Raw genomic sequence first — 25,115 nt, 5'->3', positions numbered from 1 at the left:
CGGGGGCGGTCCTCCCCTCCTCGCTTGGGGAGGACCGAGGTTGAACCGGCGATACCAACTGGTCGGCCAGGGAGATTCCGACGTTGGCCGGCAAGGGCACCTTCGCGTGCAACGAAAGCCGAGGCACGGTGTTGGAAAGAGGTCAGTGGCGTTTTCTCAGTGAAGCGCGCGGGCGATATCGCCGATCCGGCTCGGGCTGATAGTGAGCTGCACTGATCTTTGTGGAGTTCTTGAAGCCTGGGTTACGATTCCGGGCGTAAGGAGAGGCACGAGCAATGCCAGCACCCCGTAAGTACCCTGATGAGCTTCGTGAGCGCGCGATCCGTGAGGTCCGCTCCACGGGCCGCCCGGTGGCCCATGTCGCCCGCGACCTGGGTATCCACAAGGAAGCCCTGCGCGGCTGGGTCCGCCAGGCCGAGGCGGACGCCGGTGAGCGTGACGACCGGCTCACCACTGCCGAGAGGGATGAGCTGAAGGAACTCCGGAAGGAGAACGGCGAGTTGAGGCGGGCCAACGAGATTTTGAAGGCCGCCTCGGTGTTTTTTGCGCAGGAGATCGACCGTCCCCGGACGAGGCCGAGCAGGTGATCGACCGCCTGCGCGACGAGGGCCTCGGGGTCGATCCCGTCTGCCGGGTGCTGAATCTGTCCCCGTCGACCTACTTCGCCCGCAAGTCTCGGCCGAAGTCTCCTCGCCGCCTGCGCGATGAAGAGCTGAAACCGCTGGTCACGGCCGTGTGGGAGGACTCCGGCCGGACGTACGGGGCCCGCCGGGTCGCCCGCGCGCTGGTCCGCGCCGGCCACCAGGTGGCACGTTGCACGGTCGAGCGGCTGATGCGCGAGCTCGGCATCGAAGGCGTCATCCGCGGCCAGCGGCGCCGCACCACCATCCCGGAACCGTCCGCCCCGCGCCCGCCGGACCTGGTCAACCGCCGCTTCACCGCCGAGCGCCCGAACCGGCTGTGGCTGGCCGACCTGACCTACATCCGCACCTGGTCCGGCTGGGTCTACGTCGCCTTCGTCCTGGACGTGTTCTCCCGCCGGATCGTGGGCTGGCAGGCCGCCACCCACATGCGCACCGACCTGCCACTGGACGCGCTGGAGATGGCGCTGTGGCGGCAGAGGATCAAGAAGGACGCCGACCTGATCCACCACAGCGACAGAGGGTCGCAATACGTGTCCATTCGGTATACGGAACGTCTCGCTGAAGTCGGCGCCTCGGCGTCGGTCGGCTCCGTCGCGGACAGTTACGACAATGCGATGGCCGAGGCCCTGAACGGCACGTTCAAAGCCGAGTTGATCGAGCATCAGGGGCCATGGCAGGACTTCGACGAGGTCGAACGGGCCGTCTTCCAGTGGGTCGCGTGGTACAACGCTGAACGGCTCCACTCCGCCCTCGGCTACCTCCCGCCCGACGAGTACGAACAGGCGTATTGGGCGCAACTGGAGCAAGCCCCGCTGACCGCTTGATCACACGATCGCAGACTCCACGAAACTCAGGGCACCTCAGGACCCCACGGAGGTCCGCCGTTGGATCACGGCCTTCATCCGCATCGAATTCCTAGAGACCGGCCTGTTCTTCTGGAAAACCACCTGGAACAGCATGGGGAGTGTCTAATAAACGGCGGATCTGTTGATCATGGAGACGCCAAGTGAGTGAGATGACCATCGAGCACGAGTCCGTGGCTGAGCCGGTCGCTGTGGCCGCGTCGGACGAGCAGTTGATCGCGATGCTGGTCGACCGGGCTCGGAACGAGGGCCTGCAGCTGACCGGCGAGGGCGGGCTTCTGCAACAGCTGACGAAGCGGGTGCTGGAGTCTGCCCTGGAGGGCGAGATCACCGGCCACCTCGGCTACGGCAAACACGACGCGGCCGGCCGGAACACCGGCAACAGCCGCAACGGCACCCGGTCCAAGACCGTGCTGACCGATGTCGGACCGGTCGAGGTGAAGGTGCCCCGGGACGTGGAGGGCAGCTTCGAGCCGCAGATCGTCAGGAAGCGGCAGCGACGGCTGACCGGCGTCGACGAGATGGTGCTGTCGCTGTCCGCGAAGGGACTCACCCACGGGGAGATCTCCGCGCATCTGGCCGAGGTCTACGGCGCCGAGGTCTCCAAGCAGACCATCTCAACGATCACCGACCAGGTGATGGAGGGCATGGCCGAATGGCAGAACCGGCCACTTGACCGTGTCTATCCCGTTTTGTTCGTCGATGCCATCAACGTCAAGATCAGGGACGGGAAGGTCGCGAACCGGCCCGTCTACGTCGTCATGGCCGTCACCGTCGAAGGCACCCGCGACATCCTCGGCATCTGGGCCGGCGACGGCGGCGAGGGAGCGAAATACTGGCTGCAGGTCTTCACCGAGCTCAAGAACCGCGGCCTGGACGACGTGCTGATGTTGGTCTGCGACGGGCTCAAGGGCCTGCCCGACGCGGTCGAGACGGTCTGGCCCCGCACCATCGTGCAAACCTGCATCGTCCACCTCCTGCGCAACAGCTTCCGCTACGCGGCCCGCCAGGACTGGGACAAGATCGCCAAGGCGCTCAAGCCCGTCTGCACCGCACCGAACGAGGCCGCGGCGGCCGAACGCTTCGGGGAGTTCCAGGACGCCTGGGGGAAGAAGTACCCGGCGATCATCAAACTGTGGGAGAACGCCTGGGCCGAGTTCGTGCCCTTCCTCTCCTTCGACGTCGAGATCCGCACAGTCATCTGCTCGACGAACGCCATCGAGTCCGTCAACGCCCGCATACGCAAGGCCGTCCGGGCCCGCGGACACTTCCCCACCGAGGCCGCCGCCCTGAAGTGCATCTACCTGGCACTGATGAGCCTGGACCCGACCGGCAAGGGCCGCAAGCGCTGGACCATGCGCTGGAAGGCACCCTTGAACGCCTTCCAGATCGCCTTCGAAGGCCGGCTCACCCCGGCCAACAACTGAACCTCAACAGCCAAGATCAGCCGTTAAATTGACAGACCCTACCTGAGCGTCGCATCAGTCAGCTTCGCCTCGTCCAGATACGCGTCGTGCAGGTTTGCGCGGGTCAAGTTGGCGCCGGTCAGATCCGCGCGCAGGACGGTCGTCCGGCTCAGGTTCGCGCCGGCCAGGTCAGCGCGGGTCAAGTTAGCGGCGGATAGCTCCGAGGCGGTCAGCTGCGCTCCGCGCAGATCCACGCCGATCAGCTGTTCCCCCCGCAGCATCGCACCGAACAGCTCTAATCCGCCTACGTCGGCGTTGGCTCGCAAGATCGTCTCGGGAAGATTTGATCTTCCCACTGTTGCCTCTTCCAGGTAACTCACTGCCACGAATGTCAGAGCGTCGGTCGGGGATGGGCCTCGTCGGCGGTGATGCCGACGAGGTCGGCGACCTCACCGGGCCCGTCGTCGTCTTCGAAGTGCTGATGTGCGCTCAGGCGCGATACGGCTTGTGCTTGTTGATCCACTCGCCGGCCGGAATGGTGGTGCGCTGGTATGCCACCGCGGCGTCCTGGTTCAGGGGGTAGACAGGCCGCGGTCGGCGAACTCGGCGCTGATCTGCCAGGTGGGGAGACCAGGGAGAAACGCAAAGGCCCATGTGGGGCGAAGTCGTCGACGCGGAAGCCGGTGTCGGCCACGGGATGGGACTGGCCGTTGTATGAGATCGGCGGGCCTTCGCTCGGACCGGCGCGCCATTGCCAGGGCCATTCCAGGCCGAGCAGGGGGTACGGGGGGCGTTCGGTCTGCTCGACGGGGATGATGAAGCCGGCCATCACGTTCTCCAGGTCCACGCCGGCGCCGAGGATATTCGCGCCCTGCTCGTCGCACCACTGCATCCACGCCAGCTCCTCGCGGCGACGCTGTGACCGTGCGGCGTCACGCAGCGAGCCGCGGGAAGAGAAGGTATCTCCTTATCTCATATCATCTACTCATAAGTAAGGAAGAATTTCAGTGAAACGGCGTCAGATAGGCGCTGCGGTCGCTACGGTTCGTCATCATGCGGTTTCTGCACACCTCGGACTGGCACCTGGGCCGCCGGTTCCACGGAGAAGACCTGATCTCCGCCCAGAGCACCTTCCTCGATCACCTGAACGACACGGCCCGCGCCGAGAACGTCGACGCGATCCTTATGGCCGGCGACATCTACGACCGGGCCATCCCCAGCCTGGACGCGGTCCGCCTGTTCAACCGGGCCCTGCACCAGCTCGCCGACCTCGAGATACCGATCGTCATGATCAGCGGAAACCACGACTCGGCCCACCGCCTCGGCGTCGGCTCCGGCCTGTTCGCCCGCGCCGGGATCCACCTGCGCACCGACCCGGCCACCTGCGACGTCCCCGTCGTCCTGACCGACGAGCACGGACCGGTCGCCGTGTACGGGGTGCCCTACCTCGAGCCGTCGATGGTCCGCGGCCAACTGGAGGCGGAGGCCACCTCGCACGCCGCGGTGCTGACTGCGGCCATGGACCGGGTCCACACTGATCTCACCAACCGGCAGCCGCCCGGGACCCGCTCGGTGGTCATCGCCCACGCCTTCGTCACCCCCGGCACCGGGCAGGACGATGAATCCCAGGCGGAGGAGTCGGCCAGCGAACGCGACATCAGCGTCGGCGGTGTCGCCCACGTCGGCGCCGACGTCTTCGACAGCATCGACTACGTCGCCCTCGGCCACCTCCACGGCCCCCAGAGGGTCACCGACCGCGTCCACTACAGCGGCTCCCCGCTGCCCTACTCCTTCTCCGAAGCCGACCACGTCAAGTCCTTCACACTGGTCGACCTCACCCCCGGCACGGCCCCCACGGTCACCCGCCTGCCCTGCCAGACCCCCCACCGCCTGGAACGCGTCGAAGGCCTCCTGGACGACCTGCTCACCGACCCCGCCCACGAACCACTCAAGGACGCCTGGCTCGAGGTCACCCTCACCGATGCGGCCCTGCCGTTCGAGGCCATGGCCCGGCTGCGCCGCCGCTTCCCCCACACACTCAGCCTCAAGCACCAGCGCGCCTTCATCCCTGCCCAAGCCACCGAGACCCCCACCTACGCCGAACGTCTCCGCGGCCGCAGCGAACTCGACATCGCCTGCGATTTCATCACCGACATGCGCGGCACCGGCCCCACCCCCGACGAACACGCCCTGCTCCAGCAGGCCGTCGACTCCGCCCGCGTGAACGAACTGCAGAAGGAAATCGTCTGATGCGCCTGCACCACCTCACCCTGCAGGCTTTCGGACCCTTCGCCGGCACCCACACCGTCGACTTCGATGCGCTGTCCGCCGACAACCTGTTCCTCCTACACGGCGACACCGGTGCCGGCAAGAGCACCCTGTTCACCGCTATCTGCTTCGCCCTGTACGGCGAACCCCCGGTCGACCGCGACCTTCTGCTGCGCAGTCACCACGCCCCGGCCGACCTGCTCACCCAGGTCACCTTGGACGTCACCATCGCCGGCCACCGGCTGCGCATCGAACGCGAACCCCAGCAGACGCGCCCCAAGCGAAGCGGTAAGGGCGAGACCGTCCACAAGGCCGAGACCCGGCTCCAGCGGTGGACGACCGACTCCCTCGGCCAGGGCCACTGGGAACCCTCCAGCAGGTCCCATCAGGAAACCGGCAAGGAGATCAAAGACCTCCTCGGCATGAGCCGGACCCAGTTCTGCCAGGTCGTCCTCCTGCCCCAGAACGAGTTCACCAAGTTCCTCTACGCCGCCGCGCCCCAGCGCCGCGAACTGCTGGGCAAGCTCTTCCATACCGACCGGTACGCGCAGATCGAACGCTGGCTGAACGACCACAGCCGCACCACCCAGAAGAACCGCGACGCCGCCCGCGACGAAGTGCTGCATCTGGCGGCCCGCATCCACCAGGCAGCCGGACCGGACCTGAAATCCGAGCACGACGCCCCCACCTCCGACGTCCCGCACGCCCTGACCGACCCTGCCCTTGCCTGGGCCCGGGACCTGACCCAGGCAAGCCAGGCCGACGCCCTCACAGCCCAGGCCGACGCCGAGAAGGCAAAGAAGAACCAGGTCGAGTACCAGACCCTGGAAGCCGCCACGCGCGTGCTGCATCAGCAGCAGACCACTCATGCCGCCGCCCGCGCGGAACTGGACCGGCTCCACGAGCAGACCCCTCACCAAGAAGCCCTGAGCCGGAGCCGTGAGCAGGCCCGACGCGCCCAGCAGCTGGCGCCGCTGCTGCACGCCGCCCGCACCGCCCGCACCGACCACATCCACGCCCAGGACACCGAAAGCGCCGCCCGAAGCCGGCTGCTCCCTGAACACGCCACACTCCAGGCAGCTGACCTCGCAACGGCCGGGCAACGCATGCGTGACGACATCGCTGTGCTGAGCACCCTGCTCCCCGAAGAGACCAACCTTCGCCAACTCACCGCCGACCTGGAACGGATCGACGGCGAGCGGCAGGACTTCACCGTCCAGCAGCACGTCGCCCGTGACTGGCTCGATCAGGAGACCACCCATCGCGCCGCCCTGGATGCCCGCCGGGAAACCGCCCGCAAGGCCGAGGAGGAGGGCCGCCGCCACCAGGATCAGCTGGAGACCCTGACCTTGCGCGTGGAGGCCGCCGAGCGCCGCGACGCCCACCTCGCGCAGATCACCGCCACCGAACAGCGCCTGGCCGCCGCTCAGCAAACCACCGAGATGGCTGCCCAGGACCACATCGATATCCGCCGCCGACGCACCGAGGGCATGGCCGCCGAACTCGCCGCCAGCCTCACCGACGGCGCGCCCTGCCCGGTCTGCGGCTCGTGCTCCCACCCGGCCCCCGCCGCAGCTCCCGAGGGGCAGCCCACCCGCGAGGACGAACAAGCCGCCGAGGACACCCACCAGCGAGCCCAGCAGCAGCGCGACGCGATCGCCAGCGAACTGCAGCAGCTGCGCGAGAACGCTGCCACCGCGACCGGCGAAGCCGGCGACACCCCGCTGGCCGACCTCACGGCCGAACACGAGGCCCTCATTACGCAGCTGTCCGACGCCCTCCAGCGAGCCGCAGACCGTGGGGCCGCCGACGAGGAACTCCTCGCCATGGACCGCGAACACGCCGCCATGACCCAGCAGCTCAACCTCACCACCGCCGCCCTGTCCGCCCGCAACGCCACCTACGACACCCAGTCCCAGCGGCAGGCCGAGCTCACCAAGAAACTCGACGACGCCCGCGGCACCGCCCCCACCCTCGCAGCCCGTATTGACGAGCTCACCCGCACCGCCGACCACCTCAAGCAGGCCGCCGAGGCATCCCGCACCGCCGCCATCGCTGCGGAGACCCGCGACACCCGCACCACCGAGGCCACGGCCGCCGCCTCAACCCAGGGCTTTGACACCCTGGCCGCCGCTGAGCAGGCCCTGCTCAGCGCGGAGGACCTAGGCAACATCGAAGAAGAGATCAACCAGTGGCGCGAGGCCCGCGCCACCCACCAAGCCGTCCTCGACAACCCCGCCCTGCAGCAGGCCGCTGCCCAGCCGCCCGCAGACGTCGACGCCGCAGCGGTCCGACGCGGCGCCGCAGACGACCAGTACGTCCAAGCAGCCGCCACCGCCGGCAACGCCCAGGCCCGCACCACGGAGCTCACTGGCCTCGCCGCCACATTGGGCGAGGCTGTTGAGCGACTGGAGGCACTGGATAAGGCCCACAGCACCGCCCGCCACCTCGCCGACCTGGCCACCGGCAACTCAACCAGCGCCCGGGTCCGCATGCAGCTGGAGGCCTACGTCCTGGCCGCACGCCTCGAACAGGTCGTCGCCGCTGCCAACACCCGCCTCCAGCTGATGTCCGAGGGCCGCTACACCCTGCGCCACTCCGACCACCAAGCCGCCCACGGCGCCCGCTCGGGCCTCGGCCTGGAAATCACCGATGCTTGGACTGGCCGCCCCCGCAAGACCGATACCCTCTCCGGCGGCGAATCCTTCTTCGCCTCCCTGTCCCTCGCCCTCGGCCTGGCCGATGTCGTCACCCATGAAGTCGGCGGGAACCCCCTGGACACCCTCTTCATCGACGAGGGCTTCGGCACTCTCGACGACGACACCCTCCACAAGGTCCTCGACGTCCTGGACTCCCTGCGCGCCCACGACCGCACTGTCGGCGTCATCAGCCACGTCCCGGAACTGCGCCGCCGTATCACCCAGCGCCTGTACGTCCGTAAAGGTCTCACCGGCTCTACCCTTGTGCACCTGACCGAAGCAGCCGAATAGCCGGGCCCCGGTGGGCGGAGTCATCGCCATGCTCTCCAGGGCGCCTTGACCACCTACACCGGAGCCAACGACGCTCCGATCGACGTCGTCGACGGCGACAAACTGGTCACAGGCATACTGTGCCTTTTCCAACCTCAGCTTGACGTCGCCAGGTGAAGCGTGTGGACGGCTTTGACTAGGTTGGTGATGCGGGTCGTGCTGCAGCGGAGCTTGCGCAGCAGCCGCCAGGTCTTGAGGGTGGCCATTGCCTGCTCGCCCAGGGCGGGGATCCTGGCGTGAGAGGCGCTGAGTGCCTGCTACCTGCGGAGAGCCTCGAATCCAAGGGCTTGACCTGGTGCCCGTGCCGCACGTACTCCTCGACACGCACGACATGAAATCGACCGTCGCCCAGGTCGAGACGCAGCCTCTGTCTGTTCATTGCGCGAAGGAAGTCCTCATTGTCCCTCCACAACTGGGAGTGTTGCCCTGAAAGCATGCCGCCCTCCGCCTCGTTCCGTACGGCAGGCCGTCATCGGTACCACCAGCGGACGCCCCAGCACGGGAGTCGCTTCGTCCTAGGAACGCTTACAGGCATATGCCCACTTCGCCCGGGCCTTCCGCAGGTGCTGCCCCACTCTGCCTGTAGTGCTGGGGGAGGGTTGGACCAAGTGGGCGTTATTCGAAAGCGCTGATGACCATGTCAAGGATGGCGCGAATGCCAGACCAGTCCTGCGTCTCTGTCAAGGAATGGTCTTTCTGTGCAGCACGGAGTTTGCCGGCGTAGGCGGTTTGAACTGCCGTCTTGCCTGTGATCTCTCCCTGGTACTGCTGGCTTCCGGGGCTGTAGTTGCCCCACTGCACGGGCCTGAGGGCTCCGTCCAGTTCCAGGACGTCGCGGCCGAGGTAGATCTCGATGGATCCAGCGAGACCGTTGACGTCCGCATAGCTGGGCTGGCCCTTGGGCGCGTCGGTGGTCGGCGGACCCAGCGTCGGGTAGTTCTCTGCGATCTCCAGCCGCGGATACTGCAAAACCTTGATGTTTTCGGGCAGTTCCCGGCCGCGTAGTCGTCGCAGCGCATCCGAGGCGGCGGTGTCGTTATCGAACAGGGCGACGACCGGGTTGGCGATGCCGGCGCTGGCGAACGCCAAGACGGTCGTCACCAGGGAGCCTGCCCCTCCTTGGGCGCCGACACCGTAGTCCATGAACCGGACGAGATCGGTGAGGTGGGGATAGAGCAACTCGAGGGCCGGTTCCAGGATGGCCACGTCGCTGCTTCCTTCGGTGAGTACCACGACGGGAGCCTGCTCCAGCGCGGTGGCGTGCATCTCGTCAACAGTTTTGCTGCACAGGCGCAACAGGTCACTGTCCGGGTCACCGTCGGTCTCGGCCACGTACATGACCACTGTGCTGTCCGGGAGCGCCAGAAGGGCAACCTGGAGGGCATCGACTGGGTGGAGATCACGTAGTTGCTTCAACAGCCACGACTGCTCTCCGAATGCAGAAGTATCGGTGGTTTCCGCGGGGGGCTTGCGGAAGTCGCGGATCCAGTCTGCGGCTCCGTAGCCCTTCAAGAAGCGCCGTTCGGCTGTCTCTTCGGTGGTGGGTTCGAGCGTGACGCCGATGGGGAAGATCGGGGACTCGGACTCCCGCAAAGCTTGTTCTAGGCGTCCGCGCGCGGCGTCCGGGGTGATGCCCAGCAGGCTCAGGCGCCGAGATATGGCGCGCCCCTGGCCGCACAGCGAGTAGACATCGTGGACGACGTCAGCCGAGGCCTGGGGATCGGTGATGCTGACCGACTCGACCGTGAGCATGTCGTCGGTGAACGCTGCGAGGAGGATGTTGTCCAGTCCGTCCCGCAGTCGGCTGACCTGCATATTGTTCACCCACAGGCCCTCCCAGCTGTCCACGCGTCCCCCTTCGCGCCTGCACGCAGGCTGTCGTTGCCGGTTCCCATCCTGGCCGATCGCCAGTTGTGCTTCGTCGCCGCCTGTCGGTAATCCTCCAGTATCGGGGGCGACCGTTGGCCGCCCGCCTCTCCACGGCGTCGTTCGCCTCCTGAACGCCTCCTGTAGGTCATCGTGTGATCAGGCGAAGTGTCCGAAGCCTGGTCCCACGAAGCATCCGTGAACTCCTGAGGCCCTGGGACGGTCGTCCGGTTGCCGTACTTCCCGCTGGTTTTTGCCCGGGCCCGCCCGCCAGCAGCTAGCGGCGCTGCCGGGCCTTACTGCTGGCTTTGCGGGCACGATGGGGCTTCCTGCGCGGGGGAGGGGAGTTGCTGGTGGTGACGGGGACGAGGGCGGCTGCGACGAGGCCGGCGTTGGCGGCTTGGGCGAGGCGCAGAGCGAAGGCGTGAGGAGAGGAGAGGGCGCCTTGGTGTGGGGGCAGATGGAGGTCGAACGCGAAGCCGTACAGGACCAGGGCGCGGCCGCGCGCCCGAGCCGCGCTATGCCATTCACGGGTGGCCGCGACCGGGGCTTCTGCCAGCAGAACTTCCTGCGGGCCGCGCAGGCGCAGCGTGGAGTTGTCGAGGTGGAGGTGGAGGTCGGCGACTGCGGGGACGCTGGTGTGGGCGCCGAGCATGCGCCGGAAGCCGTGGGCGCAGATCCGGTGGATCTGCAACTCGAACGGCTCGCCCGTTTCCAGCAGGGTGATGCCGAGCATACGAGCGGGCTCGAGGAGGACCACGGGCGTGGGGCCGGGGAAGAACCTCCGGTCTTTGGCGAGCAGGTCGGCGTTGGTGCCGATCGGCGTTGCCGCCAGTAACGCGTCGGTGGACAGGGCCAGCCGTCCACGGACCCGGCCGGAGTTGAGGAGCTCGGTAAAGCGCGCGTTGTGCTGCAGAAGTTCTGCGTTGTCGCCGAGACCGGCGTCCACGGTTGTCTGGACTTGATGGTGGTGCACATCGGTCACCATGGCGGTCATCCGTGACGCGAGGCCGTCGTAGATCCGCTCCCACACACTGTCAGGGTCGTGCGGGTCGGTGAACGTCTTGTCGGTCAACTGGCGGAGCAGGTTGCTGAACTTGAGGTGGGCGGGGCTGCTGACACGCGCAGCTTCTTCGGAGGCGAACACCTGCCAGAGGGCGTGGACGGTGTGCAGAAGCAGGATTTGAGCGTGTTCCGGGGCGTTTGCGGCGGTCGTGAGATGATCGCTGCCGGTGTCGTCCAGGAGACGGCCGAGCAGGTGGGCGGCTTGTTCGCTGCCGGTGAGGACGAAGCGCAACGCGCAGGCGGTGCCGGCGTTGTGGACCAGACGTTGGACTGAGAACCGGTACAGGCTGCGGGGTCCAGCGAAGGGCAGGAATCGCTCCAGTTCCGCCTCCGCCTGTTCCCACTTGTCCTGGGCGACGAGGGCTTCGAGGAGTAGCCTGCGCAGCTCGGCCGCGGTGGCAGTCCAGGTATGGGTAACGGCTGCCAGCGCGTCGGCCGCGGCCAGTTCGGCTTGTTCGGGACGTCCCTGTGACAGCAGGCGGGAGATGCCGAAGACGCCGGTCATCTCCCGGGACTCGGCGGTGGCTGGCAGGGCGCCCACGAGCGCGGTGAATGCGTCGAGCAGGTCGTACCAGCCGCGGCCGGCGGGCGCTGCGCCTGGCGCCTGGGCCGTCTCTGAACCGGTGAGGGTGTGCGTTTTGGTGGAGGTCTGCAGGATCAGCAGCGACTCGGTTGCCAGGACGGCTGCCATGTCAGGGTTCCGGTCGGCCAGTTTCGTCAGGTAGGGCAGAACGGCGGCCAGGTGCGAGGCGATGCGGTCGCGTGCGTTGGGCAGGTCATGCATCTGGTCCAACTGGGCGAGGATGATCCGGGCCTGCGCTGCCAGCCCTTCGTCGGGGTTCTCGCACCCGCTCAGGCAGGCCAGCTCCTGTTCCAGCAGGCCGTGGGCTTGTTCGTACTGCCCGTGGCCGTAGTGAAAGGCGGCGAGGTTGCCCATGAGGTTGGCCGCGGCGTTGTGGGCGAGGCCGGCGGTGGTGAGATGACCGACCAGAACGGCCGCATGCTGCGCCAGCAGCCAGCTCCGCTCGGCTTGGCCGGTACGCAATGCCTGAACCAGCCAGACGTCGGTGTGGGCTGCCGCCTGCGGCAGGGCGGCAGGCGCGACTGCCGTCATGTCCAGCTCACGGGCGAGGACGGACTGCAGAACCGCGTTCATCGTCACGGTGTCCTCGCTGCCGGGGAACAACTCGGCGCGAGCGGGCAGGGGCTCCGCATGCTGGATGAAGGAGACCCCCGCCAGTTCGCGGATGATCTCCCGGACGGGGCTGTCGGCCTCGTCGAGCAGGGCACGGCCCCGGGGGAGAGGTATCTCGTCCGCCGGAATGAACGCGCACGCCAGCGCCAGGTGCACCGGAATGCGGTGGGGAGCCAACCAACACAATGCAGCCAGCGCGTTCGCCGTGGGCCCCAACAGGCCCCTGGCCTCGGCGCTGGCCCGCAGGCGCTCCAGGCTCACCCGGATTGCCGCCACCAGTGTGTGCGGATACCCCGCCGGGACCGCCTCGGGGTCGTCCAGCGCCCGGGCCAGGATGGTCCGCGTGTAAGCAGGCAGACGGCTGACATCGATCCGGCAACTGGTCAGGTAGCCACCGGCGATCACGATCGCCAGCGGCCAACACTCCAAGGCCTGCACCAAAGCGGTCAGAGCCGGCCCGGCACCGTGTGCGGCCGGCAGGCGCAGACGGGCCTCAAGCAGGGCAACGCCGTCCTCCACGCTCATTGGACTGACCTCCACCACAGCGCCAGCCCCCCGCCAGTTGCCCGTCAGCGAGGTCACCAGCACATGACCGCGTCCCCTGATGGGCATCCACGACAGCGCGGCCGCCGGCACACCGTCGTCGAAGACCATCAGCCACGGCCCGGGCAGCGCCTGCAGCAAGTGCATGCACCTTCTCGCGCAGCAGCACCGGGTCACTGTCGTCCACGGGTTCACCGGCGCCGGACAAGTGCGACAGCAGCCGCCTGAACGACGCTGCCAGCGACTCCTGCGAACCGGCCTCGATCCAAAAGACCGCGTCGTACCGGAAGGCGAATTGGGCGATGTAACCCGCAGCCAGAGCGGACTTCCCGATACCGGACAGGCCGCTGAGCACGCACACCGGCATCGCCCCGGGGACGCCCTGCCCGGCAGTTAACGCCTCCGTGATCTGGGCCAGCAGTTCCGGCCTGTGCACCTGCGGGAACATCGGCACCGTCCCGTAGACGATCCCGGTGTCCTGGCGGCCCACCGCCGCGATCAGCTCGTCGTCACCGACCAGCACACACTGAAGGAAGTCCGCCACCGTCCACTGCGCCTGGCTAGGATCGGCAGCCTGGTGCAGCACTTCGGATACCAGATGGCCCAGCACCAGGCTTCCCGAACGCTGGGACAGCCCATGACCGGCCTGCTCGCGCCGCTGCCTCAGCCGCAGGCCCAAGTCCTCGCGCAATTGCGCGTCATCACGGCCGTCGAACTCGATCCGTGCCCGCCCCAGCCGCTGCCACTGCACATCAGAAAGCGCCTGGCACAGCGCCCACACTCCCGGAGACCGTGCTAGAAGCTCCTCCATCCCATCGCGCAGCGAGCCCGGGGCATCCCCCTTCTGGCACAGCAACTCCGCAAGACGCAACGCGCTCCTGTCCGGCACAGCGGACGTGATCAACTGATAACGCCGCGCGTCACATCCGGTGATCAGCCGCACCAGCACCCGCACGGCCCGCGCCCGCGCTCTTGACCTGAACCGCCATCAGTGAACCACCGGCGGCATCGACTAAGTCGAAGTCCACCGAATCAATACTGCAAGGGAGACGGCATCAGTAGGGCCTTCGACCCGGCACGCGACGACCCGACTGCCGTCGGCATGGGCCAATAGCGCTTCCAACGTCCGCAGGTACTGATACTGGAATCCCCGGGCAGCTACCCGCCCGCCGTCGAGCCTTGCCATCCCGCCTCCGCTGGCCGTCCCGATGCGAGCCCAACAGGGAACTCCAATAGCCTAAGCACATCCACTGACACCGCCGCCTCGTACCGGTCGTGAAGGCTCAGCTGGGTCAGTCAGTCCTTGGCCGGCAGCTTGACCGCCGACGCGGAAGTGACCTGCGGCAACGACAGTGCGCCTCAGCGCGTACGAGTCCCTGCCGCTCTGTCCGGCGGCGGCTCCCGCGCCGCGGCTTTCCACCTCGGCTGCCTGCGTGCCCTGCACGACCGCGACCTCTTGGACCACGTCCGCGTCGTCTCCGGGATCTCCGGCGGCTCCCTCCTGGCAGCCCTATGGGCCTACGGCCCCACCGACTTCGCCGACTTCGACGCCTCCACCACCGACCTGTTGCGTTCCGGCCTGCAACGGGACATTGCACGCCAGGCGTTCACGCCCTCTGCTGTGGTGCGCAACCTCGCCGCGGCCACCTGCGCGGGCGCCCGCGGACTGCTCTCCCGCACAAGCAGCGTCAGCGTCGCCCGCCCCGCCAACCGCACCGACGCCCTGGCCACCGTCCTGACCCACAAGGCCTTCGGTACCCGGACCATGGCCGACGTCACCCATCCCGGCCTCGACATCGTCCTGACCGCCACCGACCTGGCGACCACCAACGCCGTCCGCTTCGGCAGCGCCCGCAGCGGCTGCTCGCGCTACGGCACTATCACCGAACCCATCAACGTCGCCACCGCTGTCGCCGCCTCGGCCGCCTACCCTGCGCTCCTGCCAGCGCTGGATCGCACCTTCACCTTCCAGCACCGCGACGGCCACCACCAGCAGCACACCGTCCTGCTCACCGACGGCGGCGTCTACGACAACCTCGGCCTGTCCGTCCTGGAACCCGGCCGCTCACCCCACCACACCCAGCACGTCTACGACGTCCCCTTCATCATCTCCTGCGACGCCGGCATGGGCGAACTCACCGTGAAAGCACCGCACTTCATGCTCGGCCGCCTCAGCCGCTCCTTCACCACCGTCCACCGCAAGGCACAGGACTCCGCCCGCACCCGACTGCACGAATGGGCCGCCAGCGGACGCATCGACGGCTTTGCCCTGGCCTACCTCGGCATGAAAGACGACCGCCTTCCCGCGCCACCCCCGACCTCGTCCCGCGCAGCGCTGTCGCTACCTACCCGACCAATTTCACCGCCATGGCCATGAGCGATTTCGAGGCCATCACCACCCGAGGAGAGCAACTCATGCGCACGGTCCTGCCGATGTACCTGCGCCTCGCGCCTCGCTGAGATCCGGCAACCCGACCGCACATGACGTGTCTGCGCCGCCCCGGGCACCCTCGGCCCATCTCGGAAGGATGGATCTGCTTCGGTCGAGGACGAGTTCGAAATTCCGGCATCAACTGTCGGTGGCTGGCGCTAGGGTGATTGGAATCGCGCCCCGTACGGGTTGTGTGAGGGATCGCCAGGTCCGGTCAAGGCCGGAATCGCCCCTTCGCTCACCGTGCGCGGCCGGTGCATGGCGCAGGTCCGGCTACGGCCGGGATCCGCCTGATCCGGGAGCGCAGGGCCTTCCTGCGTGCCTCACCTCACGAAACGCAGGAAGCTGCCGACTCAATGACTTCGTTTGACGTGTCCACCCTGCCCGAGATCCGGGACCGCGCGCCCGCCAACGGAACCCGCAGCCTGGCCGCTGCGATCCGGCGTAGCCCGATCATCAGCCAGTCGGACTGCCAGCCCGACGAAGACGGGCTGCTCCTCCTCGCCCGCGCCGCCGAATCGCCTGGCCCCGTCAAGAGCCTCTTCGCCCAGGACCTCGGCTCGGACGGCGAACTCCACTATTTCGACGGTGGCGTGCTCGGCGGCTACAAGCAGATCATCACGCCGCCCATCCGGATTCTCACGCTCTTCGGCCTCATGGTCTCCAACGTCCGCGACGAGGAGAGCAGCGACTACAGCGGAACCGGCGACGAACTCGGTGCCGTGCCCTTCAGCCCGGCCGTCCAGAGCGCCGCGGACTCCTCCGTGTTGCAGGTGTGCAGCGACGGGCCCCGCGCGCTCGACCGTCCCGCCGAGCGCCAGCGGTGGACGATCCGGCAGGTCACCAGTTCCTCCCCGAACCGCACAATCCGTACGGTAACCACCGAAGGACAGCGGCGCCCGATCGAGGGTGCTCTCCTGCGGATCGTGGACAATCAGGGCAACTCCCTAGCACACGGGATCACGCCCATCGACGGCCACGGTCGCGCCGGCATGAAGTTCGAGGCCCTGGTTCGGTTCGCTGCTGCTCTGGGGCTCCCCTTCGAGCTCTACGGCTTCACCATGCTGGAGAAGGCCGAGCAGGAGCGCGTCATCGACACGCTCATCCCGTGCCTCCGCCAGGCGCGGGAGCAGCTCCTCTCCGCGAAGACCTCGGACGACGTCCTTGACGTCGAGGTGTCCTACCGTGGTGTTCGCACGGTGCAGGTCCGGGCAGACAGGGCGCTGGCTGCCGTGCACAGCTGGACCACGACCGCGCAGGTCGTCATCGGAGCCCGATACACGGGCCCCGGCCCGCGCGACTACACGGCCTCGCTCACCCGCCGCTACGAGACCGTGCACAGCGACCCCGAGGAACTCCGAGAAGGAGCCAAGGTCTCGCGCCTGGCTGAGCACGCCCTTGGCCGGCTCGCCGAGGCAGGCATCTTCGACCAGGTACCGGTGTACGGAGCAGCCATCGTCAGGTACATGAAGATGCCGTCCGACCGCCCTGACGGCATGGAGCTGGAGTACCTGGCCCTCATGGCGGTATGGGCCTTCAGCCGCGCCAGCACCGCCGCCAAGAACGTCTACAGCGACCTGGACATGGACGGCATCGGTCCTTCGACCCGGGCCGGCAAGCGCCGCGGCAGCGTCGTCGCGCACCTCGTGCACCGCGCCCTGCCGACCGCGAAGCCGGGTTACCACACCGCCGCGGCCCAGTCCCTGCTGGTCGGAAGCTCGGCACTGCCGCCGGCCCCTGTCTGGCGGCCCATCTCCGAGGTAATGGACGGCATCACCTGCGAACCCGAACACCCCCATCGGCAAGCAGGCGCTGGCCGAAGCCCGGATCCGCACCCTGATCGCGGCCACGGCAGCTGGAGCCCTCCAGGGCGCCTACGGTGCCCAGGAGGCCACCCGCGCGCGAGGCCAGGCATCCACTTTCGTCAACCGCATGGTGACTGACAAGTCCACGGCGATCCACGCGTGGGGACGCCGTCAGTGCGAGGCCATCGTCGAGACGTACTGGACCTTCGACGGCAAGCAGGAGCTTCCGCAGGTCAGCCAGGATCTCCCGGCGCCGGGAACTCGCTACGAGCCGAAACGATCCGCCACAGGTCAGATCTCGCCCGTGACGGACGAGTGGCTGCGGGACCAGTGGAAGCTCAAGAAGAACCAGACGCAGCTGCTGGAAAACAGTGACTATGAACTGAAGATCAGCGACGCCGTGACCGACTCGCAGACCGCCATCAACAACTACACCAAGTACCTCGGGGAGGGCGGCAAGGTCTCGCAGGCGTGGAAGCCCGTGATCAGCGCCCAGGCCATGATGATGGTCGGCTCGCTGGCCAACCTGAAGGAGGAGTGATGCTGCGCTGGACCACCACCGTGTCCAGGGCGGTTGTCGAACTCCTCGGAGACGACCTGGTCATCTCCCAGCCGCAGATACGTACGCTGTGGGGAAAGCACGGCAGCACTGCTCCACCACGTCGGTCTGTACATCGCTCTCGGCCATGCCCAGGAAATCCTTTACGTCGGGATGGCCGACCGGTTCCATACGCCGTCCGCGATCGGTGCCCGGCTCGGTGAGCACCTGAGCGAACCGGAGAAGCGCCGCAGCTGGGTTGCCGTAGTCGAGCTGCCGCTGCGCGAGGTGCTGGGGCGCTCCCGCCGTGCTCCGCACGAGTCTCGCGTCGGGGTGTTGCTCGGTCGTCCTGGAGGACACCAGCGACGGATGTAAGCCTGGGCAACGCCGGCCCTCGCTGATCGAGCTGCAATCGGGGTGGTACCGCATGGGCAGGCACCACCCTGGGCCATCACGTTATTGCCCAACCGAAGGATCTGGCGGCCCCGGGCCGGCCTACAGGCGCACGGTCCTCCACAGACCGGTTGTACTGGCCGCCTCGACTGCGACCCTTCCACGACCTGGTCCTCACACCTGGCGCTGACTTTTAGACACGCCCACAGCCAGCAGGCGCTGGACGATTCTGAGTACGCGGCGTGTGGTCACCGGGTCAGGATGCGTTCCGCACGCTGAGGCGAGGTTGTTCACGGCGGTACACACGGTTGGCGTCGGACAGGTTGGCGTGGACGCCGAGGGAGGTGCCCACGTCGGGGTCGTTGAGGGTCGGCGTCATGACGGCGACGCCGATGAACGGGGCCGAGTCGGGCAGTAGCGTTGCTGCGCCAGGCGCTGGACCCACATCCGCCCGGTGCGGATGCGGGCCAGGCTGGTGCGGGCGATGTCGAGCAGGAGGATGGTGGGCCTGGTGCCTGGCAGGCGGAGCTACTGGTCGTCTTTCAGGGCGGCCCGCACCTGGTCCTCCACGTCCGGCGGTGCGGGCCTGGCTCCGCGCCCTAGATGCCGCTGGTGACGGTGATGTGCGATTTTCCTGTAAGGCCGGCTGGCAGGAGCGTCGACGCGGATCAGGAGGCGCTTGCGGACCGACCAGGGGCGGCTGGTCCACGGCGGTCACCGCGGTGCGCGTAGTCCAGGTGCTGCGCAGCCGCTGGACGGTCTCCTGGACCACCTTGTCCCGCTTGATCTGCTTGATCTGCAGGGGCCGGGAGTCGGTCCTGACTGCCGATCAGGTGGCCGCTGGCATGACTCTCAGCGAGCGCGGTCTGCAGTTCCTCGCGAGGGTCCTCCACGCCGTCCAGGCGGCGGGCCTTGACCTCGATGGCGAGGTTGATGTCGCGCAGCATCAGGTCGGGCTCGGTGGCGCCGTTGCGGGGTCCAGGTCGAAGGGGAATCCCGGCGCGGGCGAGCTCGGCGCCCCGGCGACCATCTCGGCTCGCCGGTGATCAGCAGGTCGTCGAGGGTGGAGGCTGTGCGGAAGTCATAGCGCACGCTGACGAGCAGCTCGGGCTGCGCCGTCTCCAGGGCCTCGATGATGTTCTCGAAGGCCGCGACGATGGCGTGGGCGAAACCGCCTGGGCCGCCGTTTCCACCAGCCGAATCGAAGTGGTCATGCAGCAGGTGCTCCTGCGCGGCCTTGGCCCTCCAGCCCGCAGGAAGGGGAACGGCGGCCGCTCAGTGAAGTCCTTCTGGGTTGTGCCGGGCGGATGTCTCACTCCCGCGGCACGGCCAGCCTAAGCGCGGGCGCGCCGCGGCGCACCGGCTTTCCGCAGGCTCCGCCGGACCCCGGCGCCTGCGACGCCAGGGCCTCCTGCCCACCCGGCCATCCAGGGCTGGCCGGCCCGGGACTGGGCCCGTGGGCACACCCGGGGGAGCGGATTCGCTGCCGCCCTGCCCGCGCCCTCGGGAGGTGTCTGCGGGCGCGCCCGCTGGCGGACCGGCCGGGACGCGTGCCCGGCGTGACGCAGTGCGGCTGCGGCTCTGCCCCGGCGGTCCCGTGCGCTCACGGCCAGGCCTGTTCATGCACGGCGTTCGCGCGCGTGGAGCTGTTCGCTGGTGGAGTTTGTCGCGTCGTGTGTTTGGTGTTGGAGATCCACACGCCGAGCTTCACGACCACCGGCTCGGCCCTCCACCTGACCGTCTACTGCATCACCTCGCTGTGTCCGCGGTTGCCGCCCGCTGGCCTGCTCCCTCGACCCCACTGTGTGAGGGCGGTCAGGACCGTGCTGGAAGGCACGCTGGCCTCTGCCTCGTGCCTGCATGCGCTTGCGGTTGCTGGGGCGGGTGACGGTGTCGGGGTGGGCTGCAGGCCGAGTCCGGTGAGCTGTTGCTGCATGCTCGGGGGCGAGCTGTGCCAGGGTGGTCGGTTGCTTCTGGCGTTGGAGCCATCTGCGCGATATGGTCGCCGTCCCAGGTGACGCCGGGTTGGATGTCGGGGAGGACGCCGCCGGGTTCGTCCGCGGCGACCTCGGCCAGGACGCGGTAGTAGCGTTGCCAATCCAGTGGTCAGGGGTGAAGTTCCAGTCGGGGTCGATCATCGGCGAGGCGCGCCGCGCGCTCGGGCTCCGTTCCGGGTCTTTGCTCCAGGCCGCCCTTGCGGCGGAGGTTGGCGAGGTGCTGCTCGATCGGCATTGCTGCAGGCCCGCTGCCGGCCGGATCGTCCCATACGGCGTCTTGTCGGGGTGCGAGTTGCGGGTGGTACGCCGGTAGGACCGGAAGGCGCTCAGTTTGTTCTCCCAGGCTTTCCTGGCCGGGTTCTGAGACCATCCAGGCCGTCGGCTCGTCCAGCAGCTCCTTGCGGCGCGGTTCCAGCTCCCCGGCCCGGTGGGCCCTGCGCTGCTGGTGTACCCTGCTGCTCAGCGGAAGTCCAGGGTGGCGGCGACTTCGGTCTCCACGTCGGACGCGAGTCGGCGTGCAGGCCGGTGATCTTGTTCTCGGCTTGCCAGCGGCGGAGGGCTTGCTAGCTCCTGGAGCCACACCAGCGAGTCGGGCGCGGAGACTCCGGGTCCGCAGGAACATCGCGATCGTTGCCGGCGTCCTCGGGGTGGCGAAGTTCAGTAGAGCTGACTCGGCTGCCGCGCGCCGGGACCGTGCTGCTCCTGGTCTTCGCCGTCGCCTTGCCGCCGGCGCAGGTGGTCTGGCATCGCCGCGTCCTGTTTGACGTGGATCTTGCTCTGCTTGCGGCTGCGGGTGAGGGCGTGCGAGGCGAGCTGCTCGACGAGGCGGACGTCGTGGGAGGGGAGTACTGGAGGACGTCCGCGGCGGGGCGGAACGACGCGCTGGCGACACAGCGTCGGTGGGGTTCTCGCCGGGTTCGAGGACGAAGGGGACGATGATGCGGGCGGTTTTGGTGGAGGCGTCGGGGCTGGGGCTCAGGGCGCGGCCGGATACTCTGGATGATCTCGACGGCGGTGCCGCGGCTGTCGGCGAAGCAGATCGCCTCGACGCCCCGGGTGCCCACGATGCCGACGCCTTCGCCGAGGACGCGAACGGATGCGAGGAAGGCGCGGTGGATCTGGCGGCCGGCGGCGTCGGTGCCGTCGGCGAACTGGCGCAGGTGGCCCTCGCGGCGGGTTCGGCGACGGTGTGGTCGCCGCACAGCCACCACGACCAGGCCCGGTCCGAGGGGACGTGGCGGCCGGTCCACAGGTCGTCCGGCTCGGCGCCCAGCGGGGAGGGCGGGCGCTCGTCGGCCTGCTCCAAGGCGTGGTCGTCGACGGTGTCCTGATACAGGTCGGCGCAGCCGTCTCCGGCAGCTTGTCGGCGAACGCCGCTGCGCGCTCGACCCGCTGGTGAAACGTCTCCGGTGCGGAGGTTGAGGGGGAAGGCGTGCTTGCCCAGCAGGGCGGCTTGGAGCAGCGCGAGACGCCGGCCTCGCCTGGCCTCCTGCGACAGGCCCACGAAGTAGTCGGGGTCCTCGATCTCCAGGACGTCGATCTCGAACCCGGCCAGGATCCCCTCTCCACCGCCTCCGACAGCCCCAGTTCCGCACCGGAGAAGCCAGAGCCCGAAGGTAGCCCTCCGGGGTGCTGATCATGCTCGCGATCTCCAGCTCCTTGCCGCCGGCGCCCTTCTGCGGCCGGGGCGCGGCCAGGGTGCGGGGTGTGGCGGTGAGGTAGAGGCGGAAGTCCGCGGGGATGCGGGCGTTGTCGTGGATCGTCGCCCATGGCCGCGCCATGTCCCCGATAGTTCTGCGGGCTTCGTCCACGATGGACAGGTTGAAGCCGTTCACGCCGCTGTCCATGTAGAGCTGGTCTCCGCCCAGCAGGGCGGCCTCCAGTGGCCCGGCGGACCCTACGCCGACCGGTCATGTCCTCCAGGGTCGTACTGGTCCACCAGGGAGGCGTACGTGGCGAACACCAGGTCGACCGGTCCGGACCCGGGCCCACAGGGCGAGCTGGATCGGGTTGGTGGTGGATTGCGCACTCCCAGCTCGTTCAGCACCGCGTCGTTCTCCAGGAAGGCCACCGCGACCACCGTGGGCGGTGGCCTTCCGCCCGCCACGCCTGGGCGGTCTGCACCAGCAGGTCCAACGTGGGCACGGTTGAGGAAGATCCGGCTGTCCGGGCAAGACTCCAGCGGGCGTCGCAGCGGCGTAGATCGTCTTGTCGGAACTGGTCGCTCACACGGCGACAGCCTCGGTTCCTTCTGCGCGGGCACGGATGATCTTGCGGGAAATCCTACCCACTTCCGGAAAGCCGCCTTCTGCTTCGACCTGGTGTTCCTTGAGCTGAATCGCGGATGATCTTCCTTGCCTCCTGTTGCGTGAATTCAGGCGGTCTTGTGCGGGTCGTTGTAAGGCCGGTCGTCGAACGGTGGTGGCCACGTTGCATTTGTGCCAGCCTTCCGGTTCCTCGCGCGCCGCGGGCCGTCGCCTTCGTAGTGGCCGGCCTCGCGTGTGCACACGATGACGTCGCCGGTGGCGTACTTGATGCTGCGGGCGCTGCACAGCCGGTCGGCCTCGCCCAGCGCAACCATATCGCGTCGGCGCCCCATGGTGTTCGGCGACGTGCGTTGCAGGATCGGGTTCTGCCGTACGAACGCCCGCAGTTCCTCCAGCCTGGCTCGCGGATCCTGCCGCACGTCCGCGAGATGCACGGCCAGCTCGACACCCCCGGGCCGAGGCGCGGCCGCCGTGCCGGGATGAGTCCCGGTCCGCGATGCCCACCAGGGCCTCGCCCATCAGCCGCCGTCACACCCTCGTCCCAGCCGTCCTCGAACACCGGACCCCGGGAAGCCGGCGCTGATCCCGCCCAGCTCCACCACCTCGCTCTGCGCCCCGGCGACCGCCCCGGCACTCCACGGCGGCCACCAGGTCGTCCGCCTCGCCCGCGGGCCCGCCCTGCGCCTCCAGCAGCGCGAACAGCCGCAACCGGGCATTGGTGCCCGCGGTCTGGTACTGCGTCACCCTGCGCACTGGATCGCCTTCGACAGCGCGGCCGGTCTCGGCAGGTGCACTTCGCCCGGTCGGGGGCTGCTCCGGCGCGGTCATCGCCTCGCCGTCCTTGTCGCTGGTGTTGTACAGCCAGGCGTCGTGCAGCCGCTCCAGCGCGTTCGCCTCCTGGCCCTCCTGCGCCCAGACCCCTTCGAGCCACAGCGGGACGGCCTCGATCCGCTCGCAGAGCACGCAGCAGGCGGCCATGTCGACGACCAGGACGCCTTCCTCCGCGAACAGCCCGCCCGGCCCGTAGCGGGCCCACAGCCGCTCCAGCCGCGCCCGGTTGGCGTTCAGGAACTCCTGAAGGACCTGCGGGTAGGCGTCCCGGTCCGCGAGCCGCACGGTCCGCAGCGCGATGCCCACCAACTCGCGGGACTCCGCCTCCCACGGATGGGAGCTGGTGCCGGTGACGGCCGCGAAGTGCTGCTCGCAGACGGCGGAGACCTGTTCGATCAGCTCCGGGGGTGCCTCGCTTCCCTCGTCTCCCTCGTCTGTGTCGCGTTGGGCGATGCGCCGGCCTTCGGCGAGCGCGACGTCGGCGGTGGAGTCTTCGACGGGCCGGCCGGCATCCGCGCGCTCGTGCGGGAGATCGGCGGATCCGTCCAGGGCTTCGATGGTGTCGAGGTCGATCTCGGCGGCCAGGGCGTCGAGGTAGTGGCACTGGTCCAGGGTGAGGTCCAGGGCGGGGTCGTCGGCGATCCGGGCGAGGGTGGCGGCGGCGAAACCGCGTGCGACGGCCTGCACGGCGTGCCGCATCGCCTCCATCGTCGCTTCGGGGTCGTTCTGGTCGGCCGCGCCGGTGTAGCGCAGCGCGATCCCGTAGGCGTCCCAGGCCCGGCCGGCCAGCGCCTCCAGAACACTGACCACGCCCGGGTCCTGATCGTCGGCCTGGAGAAGCAGAGCGTGCGCTGCGGCCTGGGTGTCGGGCGTTCGAGGGACGCGGGCGGCCGCCGTCAGGGCCGTGCCGTGGTGGTCCAGGTAGGCCAGCAGGAACAGGGCCAGGGCCCGGCCGGGGTCGCTGGCGTGGTCGATGAAGGGCTGCTCGCTGGTCCAGCCGAAGAGGGCCTGGTGGGGCCGGGGGTGTACGCCGCTGCCGTGCGGGTCGGGGAAGACGACGGCGCGGGTGAAGAAGTCGTCCAGCAGGCTGAGCTGCTCCGCGTCCGGGTTGGCCGGCTCACGGCCGCTCACGGCCGTGAGGGCGTTGTCCAGGATGGTGGTTAGGTACCGCCGACGTGCGTCCTCCAACTGGTAGGCCCCGCCGACCGGGCGTGCCTCGGGATCCGCCCCTGCGGCTTCACCGTTCGCGAGCTTTTCGCTCTCCTGCTGCCAGCGGTCCACGGCCGGGTCGTTCTCGGGGGAGTAGGTCTCCCACCCCGAGTCGGCCATCCAGCTCCAGAGCCGCTTCAGTTCGTTCCTCCGGACCGCCGCCAGCCGCTCCTCCGTACTGACTGCCGGTCGGTCCTGCTTTTCCAGGCCGTGAGCGGCCACCCAGAGTTCGTGAATTTGATCCGACGTCAGCCCGGTAACCTCACGTTGGATTTCCTTCCGCGCCTCATGGCGCATTTCGAAGCTCAACGAATTCAAAGCGTCCTCGCTTCTCGCGCCCCGCCCCGGTGGCCGGTGGCTGTCCCGTGTTTTCGCCAACGGTACATGCTGCATCCGTGTGATGCACCCGCTACACTGGAACCCACACGAACGAGCGCCCCCCACCCCTCATAGCCAGCCTGGCCCGCGTCAGCGGGCCCCAAGGTCCTCAAGGCGCAGCCGCGAGGACCACCCAGCGGGGAAGCGCAGCGCCCCCGCCCCGGAGCGCACCGCGCTCCCCAACACCACGCCAGGAGCCGCACACCCGAACCTGACACCCCGTCAGCACCGGCCGCGCATCGCGCGGCCAGCCGGACGCGAAGCGGCCGGCCTCCCTGCTCTCACGGAGCGAAGCGAAGGGAGAGCGCCGTGCTCCGCACGGCGCGGTGAGCGAAGCGAACCGCTGCGCTTGCACAGGGCGCAGCCCTGTGGTCCCCGCTCCGCGGG

17 protein-coding genes and 1 pseudogene are annotated in these 25,115 nt (G+C 68.5%); 9 read left to right on the top strand and 9 right to left on the bottom strand.

Translation table 11 applies throughout. The annotated features are described in order from the left end of the window. Nucleotides 1-275: 275 nt before the first annotated feature. Together RLT57_RS00090 and RLT57_RS00085 are read left to right on the top strand one after the other, a co-directional pair. A protein-coding gene (locus RLT57_RS00090; RefSeq protein ID WP_311295276.1) for an IS3 family transposase occupies nucleotides 276-1,468 on the top strand; the annotation gives its coding sequence in 2 pieces (ribosomal slippage) (nucleotides 276-540 and nucleotides 540-1,468; 1,194 coding nt in all). A 260-nt stretch (nucleotides 1,469-1,728) separates the two neighbouring features. Continuing rightward, nucleotides 1,729-2,934, top strand: a complete 1,206-nt coding sequence (locus tag RLT57_RS00085; RefSeq protein ID WP_311300510.1) for an IS256 family transposase — start codon at nucleotides 1,729-1,731, stop codon at nucleotides 2,932-2,934. Nucleotides 2,935-2,972: 38 nt separating this feature from the next. Here the strand turns inward: RLT57_RS00085 and RLT57_RS00080 are convergent, their stop codons facing one another. Next, a complete protein-coding gene (locus tag RLT57_RS00080) occupies nucleotides 2,973-3,293 on the bottom strand; it encodes a pentapeptide repeat-containing protein (protein ID WP_311295275.1) in 321 nt (106 codons plus the stop codon). 11 nt (nucleotides 3,294-3,304) lie between these two features. Then, nucleotides 3,305-3,805, bottom strand: coding sequence for a hypothetical protein (locus tag RLT57_RS00075; RefSeq protein ID WP_311295274.1), 501 nt, complete (start codon nucleotides 3,803-3,805; stop codon nucleotides 3,305-3,307). A gap of 161 nt (nucleotides 3,806-3,966) precedes the next feature. Here RLT57_RS00075 and RLT57_RS00070 point away from each other — a divergent pair, with 161 nt between their 5' ends. Further along, nucleotides 3,967-5,163 (top strand): exonuclease SbcCD subunit D, encoded by a 1,197-nt coding sequence (locus RLT57_RS00070; RefSeq protein WP_311295273.1) that lies wholly within the window; start codon nucleotides 3,967-3,969, stop codon nucleotides 5,161-5,163. After that, nucleotides 5,163-8,171, top strand: a complete 3,009-nt coding sequence (locus tag RLT57_RS00065) for an SMC family ATPase (RefSeq protein WP_311295272.1) — start codon at nucleotides 5,163-5,165, stop codon at nucleotides 8,169-8,171. Before RLT57_RS00070 ends, RLT57_RS00065 begins: the two co-directional genes overlap by 1 nt. A gap of 134 nt (nucleotides 8,172-8,305) precedes the next feature. Here RLT57_RS00065 and RLT57_RS00060 read toward each other — a convergent pair. From RLT57_RS00060 to RLT57_RS00050, 3 genes and pseudogenes are all read right to left on the bottom strand, one after another. Next, nucleotides 8,306-8,467: pseudogene (locus tag RLT57_RS00060) on the bottom strand (IS5/IS1182 family transposase); the annotation flags it as partial. A gap of 358 nt (nucleotides 8,468-8,825) precedes the next feature. Beyond that, entirely contained in the window at nucleotides 8,826-10,058 is a 1,233-nt protein-coding gene (locus tag RLT57_RS00055; protein WP_311295271.1) for a hypothetical protein, read from the bottom strand. Between the two features lie 295 nt (nucleotides 10,059-10,353). Next, entirely contained in the window at nucleotides 10,354-13,020 is a 2,667-nt protein-coding gene (locus RLT57_RS00050) for a hypothetical protein (protein ID WP_311295270.1), read from the bottom strand. Nucleotides 13,021-14,182: 1,162 nt separating this feature from the next. Between RLT57_RS00050 and RLT57_RS00045 the strand changes: the two genes are divergently transcribed. The 3 genes from RLT57_RS00045 (at nucleotide 14,183) to RLT57_RS00035 (ending at nucleotide 17,656) form a co-directional block, all read left to right on the top strand. Further along, nucleotides 14,183-15,256: a patatin-like phospholipase family protein gene (locus RLT57_RS00045; RefSeq protein ID WP_311295269.1), complete on the top strand. Its 1,074-nt coding sequence runs from the start codon at nucleotides 14,183-14,185 to the stop codon at nucleotides 15,254-15,256. A gap of 410 nt (nucleotides 15,257-15,666) precedes the next feature. Continuing rightward, nucleotides 15,667-17,253: a hypothetical protein gene (locus RLT57_RS00040; RefSeq protein WP_311295268.1), complete on the top strand. Its 1,587-nt coding sequence runs from the start codon at nucleotides 15,667-15,669 to the stop codon at nucleotides 17,251-17,253. Beyond that, nucleotides 17,243-17,656 carry a hypothetical protein gene (locus RLT57_RS00035; protein ID WP_311295267.1) on the top strand — a complete coding sequence of 138 codons (414 nt, stop codon included), beginning with the start codon at nucleotides 17,243-17,245 and terminating at the stop codon, nucleotides 17,654-17,656. Before RLT57_RS00040 ends, RLT57_RS00035 begins: the two co-directional genes overlap by 11 nt. Before the next feature lie 646 nt (nucleotides 17,657-18,302). Here the strand turns inward: RLT57_RS00035 and RLT57_RS00030 are convergent. Beyond that, nucleotides 18,303-18,491 (bottom strand): hypothetical protein, encoded by a 189-nt coding sequence (locus RLT57_RS00030; RefSeq protein ID WP_311295266.1) that lies wholly within the window; start codon nucleotides 18,489-18,491, stop codon nucleotides 18,303-18,305. 400 nt (nucleotides 18,492-18,891) lie between these two features. Here RLT57_RS00030 and RLT57_RS00025 point away from each other — a divergent pair, with 400 nt between their 5' ends. After that, nucleotides 18,892-19,092, top strand: coding sequence for a hypothetical protein (locus RLT57_RS00025; RefSeq protein WP_311295265.1), 201 nt, complete (start codon nucleotides 18,892-18,894; stop codon nucleotides 19,090-19,092). Between the two features lie 1,886 nt (nucleotides 19,093-20,978). After that, nucleotides 20,979-21,374 (top strand): hypothetical protein, encoded by a 396-nt coding sequence (locus tag RLT57_RS00020; protein WP_311295264.1) that lies wholly within the window; start codon nucleotides 20,979-20,981, stop codon nucleotides 21,372-21,374. A gap of 566 nt (nucleotides 21,375-21,940) precedes the next feature. Here the strand turns inward: RLT57_RS00020 and RLT57_RS00015 are convergent. From RLT57_RS00015 to RLT57_RS00005, 3 genes are all read right to left on the bottom strand, one after another. Beyond that, nucleotides 21,941-22,114 carry a hypothetical protein gene (locus tag RLT57_RS00015; protein WP_311295263.1) on the bottom strand — a complete coding sequence of 58 codons (174 nt, stop codon included), beginning with the start codon at nucleotides 22,112-22,114 and terminating at the stop codon, nucleotides 21,941-21,943. Nucleotides 22,115-22,417: 303 nt separating this feature from the next. Beyond that, nucleotides 22,418-22,744 carry a hypothetical protein gene (locus RLT57_RS00010; protein ID WP_311295262.1) on the bottom strand — a complete coding sequence of 109 codons (327 nt, stop codon included), beginning with the start codon at nucleotides 22,742-22,744 and terminating at the stop codon, nucleotides 22,418-22,420. A gap of 94 nt (nucleotides 22,745-22,838) precedes the next feature. Further along, on the bottom strand, nucleotides 22,839-24,572 hold the full coding sequence (locus RLT57_RS00005; protein ID WP_311295261.1) for a hypothetical protein: 1,734 nt from the start codon (nucleotides 24,570-24,572) through the stop codon (nucleotides 22,839-22,841). Nucleotides 24,573-25,115: the final 543 nt, after the last annotated feature.

The organism is Streptomyces sp. ITFR-21, assembly GCF_031844685.1.
In the GTDB taxonomy this organism is placed as follows: domain Bacteria; phylum Actinomycetota; class Actinomycetes; order Streptomycetales; family Streptomycetaceae; genus Actinacidiphila.
This window is presented reverse-complemented; position numbering and strand designations above follow the sequence as displayed.